6 protein-coding genes are annotated in these 5,481 nt (G+C 34.7%); 4 read left to right on the top strand and 2 right to left on the bottom strand.

Going from position 1 to position 5,481, the window contains the following annotated elements:
• Positions 1 to 537 (top strand): LptE family protein (locus tag AT685_RS00235; RefSeq protein WP_234696204.1); only part of this gene is annotated, 537 nt, incomplete at its 5' end.
• 21 nt (positions 538 to 558) lie between these two features.
• Positions 559 to 2,130 carry a cellulose synthase family protein gene (locus AT685_RS00230; protein WP_072151074.1) on the top strand — a complete coding sequence of 524 codons (1,572 nt, stop codon included), beginning with the start codon at positions 559 to 561 and terminating at the stop codon, positions 2,128 to 2,130.
• Between the two features lie 48 nt (positions 2,131 to 2,178).
• Here AT685_RS00230 and AT685_RS00225 read toward each other — a convergent pair whose 3' ends face one another.
• Positions 2,179 to 2,451, bottom strand: a complete 273-nt coding sequence (locus tag AT685_RS00225; protein ID WP_072151073.1) for a T9SS type A sorting domain-containing protein — start codon at positions 2,449 to 2,451, stop codon at positions 2,179 to 2,181.
• Positions 2,430 to 3,443, bottom strand: coding sequence for a lipopolysaccharide heptosyltransferase II (waaF, locus tag AT685_RS00220; protein WP_072151072.1), 1,014 nt, complete (start codon positions 3,441 to 3,443; stop codon positions 2,430 to 2,432). Before waaF ends, AT685_RS00225 begins: the two co-directional genes overlap by 22 nt.
• A gap of 57 nt (positions 3,444 to 3,500) precedes the next feature.
• Here waaF and AT685_RS00215 point away from each other — a divergent pair, with 57 nt between their 5' ends.
• Positions 3,501 to 5,021 (top strand): sigma 54-interacting transcriptional regulator, encoded by a 1,521-nt coding sequence (locus tag AT685_RS00215; protein WP_072151071.1) that lies wholly within the window; start codon positions 3,501 to 3,503, stop codon positions 5,019 to 5,021.
• Positions 5,022 to 5,040: 19 nt separating this feature from the next.
• Positions 5,041 to 5,481 (top strand): MBL fold metallo-hydrolase (locus AT685_RS00210; protein WP_072151070.1); only part of this gene is annotated, 441 nt, incomplete at its 3' end.

Below are 5,481 nucleotides of genomic sequence, written 5' to 3'. Positions count from 1 at the left end.
ACGGGCTTGAGGAAGAAAGGCAGAAAAAATAATTTTATTGTTAAATTAAAATTTGTTATATTTGCGATTGCATTATCTATTTACGGATGTAGGTATTCGTTTACAGGTGCGTCAGTGCCATCACATTTGAAAACTATAGCTATACCCGTGTTTGACGATCAAAGCGGTTATGGAAGAGCAACTTTAAGAGAAGAATTGACGAATAAAATTGTTGAAAGATTTATCCAAGATAACACCTTGAAAGTCGCTGATAAAAACACCGCAAATTCAATTCTTGAAGGAGTTATCGTGAGCGTCCAGGATAACCCAGTTGTTGTTGGAACTGGTGAAAAAGTTATGAAATCAAGGATAACTATAACTGTTAAAGTGAGTTTTTATGATATGGTCAAGCGTGTAAGGGTTTGGGAGAGAACATTTTCAAATTGGGGAGAGTATGAACTTGAGGGAAATATACAGGCAAATTTACAATTAGGAATTCAGCAAGCGATAGAAAAACTCTCTGAGGACATTTTACTTGCAACTGTAGCAAATTGGTAAAAATAAACTAAAGGGATATTAATGTTAGAAATTTTTGTTCTTGCGCTTTACTTTGTTTCAATTCTTGTTCTTTCTGTTTTTGGCTCTCATGGTTTTGTCCTTGTTTATTATTACTTCAAAAATAAAAAGGAAGAAGCTGAGGGAAGGAAAAGAAAGTTAAGCCCTAAAACGCTTGAAGAACTCTTTGGGGACGAGAAAAATTATCCAAATGTAACAATTCAACTTCCAATTTACAATGAATTATATGTTGTATCTCGCCTTCTTGATGCTGTGAGCAGGATTGAATATCCGAAGGAGAAATTACAAATTCAAGTTCTTGATGATTCAACGGATGAAACTGTTCAGGTAGTTGCTTTAAAGGTGATGGAGTTGAAAAGGAAGGGTTTTGATATTGAGCATATACGAAGAGGGACGAGAGAAGGGTTTAAGGCTGGTGCTTTGAAATATGGTTTAAAATTTGCTAAAGGTGATTTTATTGCAATTTTTGACGCTGACTTTGTTCCGAAGTCGGATTTTTTAAAGAAGACATTACCATATTTTTATCTTGATGGAAATATCGGAATGGTTCAGACAAGATGGGAACATTTGAATGATAATTATTCTCTTTTGACTCAGGCGCAGGCACTTGCCTTGAATGGGCATTTCATAATGGAGCAATATGTAAGAAATGAGTCGGGATTTTTTATAACCTTTAATGGGACAGGTGGTATATGGAGGAAATCATGTATAGAGGATGCAGGTGGTTGGGAAACTGATACGCTTGCAGAGGATATGGATTTGAGCTATAGGGCTCAACTTAAAAAATGGAAGTTTATATTTTTGAAGGATGTTGTTTCACCAGCTGAATTACCTGCTGAAATAAATGCCCTTAAGTCTCAGCAGTTCCGCTGGACCAAGGGTGCGATTGAGGTTGGGTTAAAATATCTGAAAGAGATATGGCGTGAAAATCTACCACTAAAGCTTAAACTTGAAGCGACATTTCAGTTAACAAACAATTTTGTCTTTCCTTTTATCCTTTTGACTGCTTTGCTTAATCCAATGGTTGTTGTGATAAAAGAGAGCGGAGATTATAATTGGTATTATTTCATTATGGGTGCTTTCGTTCTACCTTTTTTTGGTCCATTTCTTGTTTATACACTTGCTCAAAGGGAAATTTACAGCAATTGGAAGGATAAGATAATTTTGTTTCCTCTTTTTCTTGCTGGAAGCATGGGTCTTGCCGTTAATAACACAAGGGCTGTTATCTTAGCCTTATTGAGGAAAAAAACTGAATTTGTAAGGACACCAAAATATGGGATTGAAAGTGAAGAAGAAAAATGGGAAACGAAAAAATATGTTGCATCCCGAGTTGAATGGGTAACATATGTTGAAATTTTGCTTGCACTATATATGTTCGCTGGAATGATGGTAAGTGTGTATTATCTTGAACTTGCTGCGATACCTTTTCAAGTAATGTTTTTTGCTGGATTCTCCTTCATAGGGATTCTGTCAATAAAGCATTCAAAAGTCTGGAACGAATATGTAGTAAAACTATATCTTATATGGAATATAATCAGGGGCAAGTTTATATATAAGAGTTCAAATGTGAGATAATTAAAGACAAACAAAACAGGGTGCTCTTCGCACCCTGTTTTATTTTTATTATTTGATTAGAACCATTTTTCGCTTTAGTATTCTATCATTGGTCTTTAACACATAAAAATATACACCAGAAGAAAATTTATCTGCGTCAAAGTTTATTTTATATTTGCCCGCATTCATTACCTCGTCAATTAATATTTTAATCTCTTGCCCAATTATGTTGTAAATTGAGAGTTTCACATATGATTCTTTTGGTAATCCAAATTCAAGGGTTGTTTCAAAGTTAGATGGGGAGGTAGTGAAACAGGAAATTATCTCAGTAAAATGGCGCATGCATTGAAAACATCCTCAACTTGAATATCCCTCATGCATTTAAAATGTCCTTCGGGGCATTTATTCCTTCCTATGTGGGAGCAGGGTCGGCAAGGTATATTTTTTTCAATCACGATATTTTCAACACCATATGGGGAAAAGCCGAATTCTTTTACTGTTGACCCAAAAATTGCCACAATTTTTGTCTTCATCGCAGATCCAATATGCATTAATCCTGAATCATTTGTGACAAGCAATTTACACATAGATAACACAGCAGCTGATTCAAGAAGTGTTGTTTTACCGCATAGATTTATCGGTTTGCTCACCATCATTTCTTCAACGAATCTACACCTATCTTCATCTTCTTTCCCACCAAGTAAGATGATCTTGGCTTTAAATTTTTCAGCAAGTTTATCCCCAAGCTGAGCAAATCTTTCGGGTAACCATCTTTTCGTTTCGTGCTTTGCGGATGGGGCAATTGCTATGTAGAGATTTTTATCGGAAAAATTTATTTTGTTTTTCGCTATTTCAATCGTATCTTCAGGAACAAATATCTCAAGACCCTGGTTATCATTTTTGATAGAAAAATTAGATAAAGTTTCAATATAGCGGTCAACTACATGAATTGCATTTTTGTATAAATTGATTTTAAATTTTACCAAAAGGAATCTTTTGAAAACTCGCTTATTTATTCTGACCACATGCGCACCTGTGAACATTCTTAAAAATATGCTCCTTAAATTATTGTGGATGTCAATAATTAAATCGTAATTTTCCTTTAAAATTTGACTTTTTAATCTTAACAGTTCTTTGAAACCATTTTCAGTGTTAAATTCAATCAAATTCGTAAGGTTTGGATTATATTTTAAAAGTTCTGAAAATTCTTTCTTTATGATAAAATCAATTTGTGAGTTTGGGAATTTATTTCTTAACACTCTTATAAGCGGAGTTGAAAGCACGATGTCCCCAATAGAACTTAACCTGATTATCAAAATTTTTTGATGTTTCATTTGATTTATTATCTTGTTTTTAGGTAAAAATACAACAACAAAATTTAAATTTTAAAAATGAAATTTGCTAAAACAATAGGAGAATTAAAGCGTTCGGGATATAAAGTTGTTTCTGTTAAGGAGGAATTACGGAGGAATGTAATTCAAAAATTAAAAAATAACGAAACACTTTTCCCCGGAATAATTGGGTATGATAAAACTGTGATTCCTGCAATAGTAAATGCAATACTTTCAAAACACGATATTATCCTACTTGGTTTAAGGGGACAAGCAAAGACAAAAATTGCAAGATTGTTTGTGAACCTTCTTGATGAATATATCCCAATAATTAAAGGGTGTGAGATAAACGACAACCCATATAAACCGCTTTGTAAAAGATGCGTTGATCTTGTAAAAGAGTATGGAGATGATGTTGAAGTTGAATGGCTCCCAAGGGAAAGAAGGTATGGTGAAAAACTTGCAACTCCAGATGTGACAATTGCAGATTTAATTGGGGATATTGACCCAATAAAGACAGCAACACAAAAGCTCTATTATTCACACGAAGGGGTTATCCACTGGGGGATAATTCCAAGAACGAACCGTGGTATATTTGTTATAAACGAGCTTCCGGATCTCCAACCGAGAATCCAGGTCGGATTATTCAACATCATGCAAGAGCGAGATATTCAAATTAGAGGATTTAATATAAGAATTCCGCTTGACATAATGATAATTTTCACAGCGAATCCGGAGGATTACACAAACCGTGGAAATATAATCACACCTTTAAAAGATAGAATTGGATCGCAGATATTGACTCATTATCCAAGGACAATTGAAGATGGAATTAAAATTACTGAACAAGAGGCTTGGATAAATAGAGATTCTGGTAAAAAAGTTATAATTCCGCATTATTTCAAAGAAATAATTGAGCAGATAGCTTTTCAAGCGAGAACGAGCGAGTTTGTGGATCAAAAATCTGGTGTGAGCGCAAGATTAACCATTTCTTGTATGGAAAATCTCGTGAGCAACGCTGAGAGAAGGGCTATAAAATTTAACGAGGATATCATTTATCCCAGAATTTGTGATTTAAATTTTATTTTGCCTGGGATAACAGGGAAAGTTGAGCTTGTTTTTGAGGGTGAGCAGGAGGGAAGTGTTAAGGTGAGCAAAGCGTTAATTGGAAAAGCGATAAGAGAGGTATTTAAAAAATACTTTCCAGATCCATTGCCAAAAACGAGATATCACTCTTATGAGGAGAGGGGAAGAGGACAAGCACAGCAACAATCTGGGCATCAAGAATATGCTCAAATAATTGCATGGTTTGAAAATGGGAATAAGATAGAGATCTCAGATGAGATGCCAATCAATGAGTTTTACGCTGAGCTTTGCAAGGTGAAAGGATTAAAAGAAATTGTGAAAAAGTATCTTAAAATTGATGAAAACGATAAATATGCCATGGCAACTGCGATGGAATTTGTCCTTGATGGATTGCATCAATTTTCAAGGATAGCAAAGGATGAAATTGACAATGTCAGTTCGTATAAAGATATGGTTGTGAGTATTTTTTCAAGTAAGACGAGGGAAGAATTTTAAAAATAAAATATGGTTTCCGATGATAGTTAAAGCTTTTGAATCCGGTCCGCTTTTGACAATTGGTTACCTTGTAATTGATGAAAAAAGTAATTATGCGGTTGTAATTGATGCACCGAAAGATTCAGCAGAAGAAATTGTAAATGAGGCAAAAAAAAGAGATTGTGAAATTCTTTGCTTAATTAATACACATGGACACTGGGATCACATCGCAGATGATGCTGAAATTATTCGGCTGACGGCTGCAAAAGTTGCTATCCATCAAAAAGATGCACATCTGCTTGAGGATCCAAAATCTGTTCTATATGAACTTCCTTTCAGAATTGAGGGGGTTAAGCCGGATATAATTTTGAACGATGGTGATATAATTGAGGTTGGTGAAATGAGACTAAGAGTGATCCACACCCCAGGACATACGCTTGGTAGCATCTGTCTTTATGAGGAAAATGAAAAGATCTTATTC

Source organism: Candidatus Kryptobacter tengchongensis (assembly GCF_001458555.1).
GTDB classification, from domain to species: Bacteria; Bacteroidota; Ignavibacteria; order Kryptoniales; family Kryptoniaceae; genus Kryptonium; species Kryptonium tengchongense.
This window is presented reverse-complemented; position numbering and strand designations above follow the sequence as displayed.